Annotated in this window: 1 protein-coding gene and 1 pseudogene; both read right to left on the reverse strand. The window is 66.8% G+C overall.

The annotated features are described in order from the left end of the window. Window positions 1-105: pseudogene (locus tag BLR99_RS22955) on the reverse strand (electron transfer flavoprotein subunit beta/FixA family protein); the annotation flags it as partial. 167 nt (window positions 106-272) lie between these two features. Further along, window positions 273-1,586, reverse strand: coding sequence for a mechanosensitive ion channel family protein (locus BLR99_RS22125; RefSeq protein ID WP_017439717.1), 1,314 nt, complete (start codon window positions 1,584-1,586; stop codon window positions 273-275). Window positions 1,587-1,878 lie beyond the last annotated feature (292 nt).

Raw genomic sequence — 1,878 nt, forward strand, 5'->3', positions numbered from 1 at the left:
CATGCTCATCTTCACGTTCGCGATGTCCACACCCGTGTTGTCCGACTTCACGCGGACCTTCACGTTGTAGTCCACCACGCGCTTGACGGGGACCAAGACCTTCATTGCTGCGGCTCCTAAACGGGTTGATTGATTGACGTAACGTAAACCGGTCCATTCTATGCGCCGGCCCTGGCCGGAACGGCGGGCAACCGCCGGGAGAACACGCTGGCCGGCTGCCCCGCACAAAAAAAGAACGATCGTGCTTTTTACAGAAGTATAGCGGTGTCCGGTCACGCCGTGGGCGGCGGCGAGGACGCTTGTGCGACATGAGCGACCTGCAGGGGCCCGGCGGGCGGCGGGCCATCGGCCTGCAGGCGCACCACGCGCTGCGGATAGGGGATGTCGATCCCATCGGCACGCAGGCCTTCGAGGATGGCGATGTTGATCGCCGAGCGCAGATTGACCGTTCCGGCCGAAGGGTCGCTCACCCAGAAGTTGAGGCTGAATTCCAGCCCGTCGGGAGCGAAGTTCACCAGGTAGGCCACCGGCGCCGGGTCGGCCAGCACGCGCGGCTGGGCGGCCGCGGCTGCGCAGAGGATGGCCTGCACGCGCGACACGTCGCTGTCGTAGCCCACGGTGATGTTCGTGGTGATGTTGAACTTGCGGTCCGCGTCCGAGAGGTTCTCCACGCGCTGCGTGATGAGCGTCTCGTTGGGCACGATGGATTCGCGCCCGTTGCCCGCGCGGATCAGGGTGTAGCGGGTCTTGATGTCGGTGATGCGGCCCTCGAAGCCGTCCACGCGCACGTTGTCGCCGATGCGCAGGGAGCGCTCCAGCAAAATCACGAAGCCGCTCACGTAGTTGGAGGCGAGCTTCTGCAAACCGAAGCCCAGGCCCACGCCGACGGCACCGCCCAGCACCGACAGCGCCGTCAGGTCCACCCCCACGGCCGAGAGTGCGAACAGCAGGCCCACCAGCAGCAGCCCCGCCCGCGTGGCGTTGGCGGCCACCTTGCGCATGGAAAGATCGACGATCGTCCGGTCCAGCAGGCGCCGCTCCACGGTGGACGAGAGCCACAGCGCCAGCAGCATCACCACGGTGGCCGAGAGCGATCCTTCGATCAGCGTGAGCGCCGTGACCCGCGACTTGCCGAAATGGATGGCGACGCCGGCCAGCTCGGCGCGCACCGCCGGCAACAGACCGACGATCCAGAGCACCGCCACGCCCCAGGCCAGCCACGAGACGATGCGCTCCACCAGCCGCATGGCCGCGGATTTCGGGAACGCGTTGGCGAGGATGCGCGCGAAGAACCGGACCAGCACCAGCGAGCTGAGCACCGGCACCGCCACGCGCAGCAGGAATACGGGCTGCGCCAGCACCGTCTCCACGCCCACGCGGGCGGCATAGACCAGGGCCAGTGCCAGCAGCGGGAACATCAGCCCATCGACCGTGCGGCGCCCGAACCACACCGAATCGGGCGGCTGCTGGCGGCCGAGGACGCGGCTGGCGAAATAGGCGAGCGCCAGGCAGGCGGCCAGCACGGCCGCTTCGATCCAGGTATGGGATTGGCTGAAATCGCGGATCAGCGCGTGGAGGGCATCCATGGGCGGGGATGTCGGGGCATCGATCGGGAACGGCAGGACCGGAACGCGGCGGCGATCCCGGCAGGAGAGCAGGCAAGCTTACCCCGGCGGGAAGGCCCCGGCCACCTATCTCAGCCTCGCACGGCCGCAGACCTGCCGTACATGCCAAGGCGAGCAGCAAGCCAGTTCAGCTACTGCCTTACTGCCGCCTTTGTTCGTCCCCCCCGCGTCAGAATAGTTGTCGCCTCGATAGGACTCCGGTGTTCGGAGTTCATGAAGGTAGTAGGAGGCTGTGTAGTTGTGGTCGAAGGTC

Origin of the sequence: Paracidovorax citrulli (assembly GCF_900100305.1) — a bacterium.
Classification (GTDB): domain Bacteria; phylum Pseudomonadota; class Gammaproteobacteria; order Burkholderiales; family Burkholderiaceae_C; genus Paracidovorax; species Paracidovorax citrulli.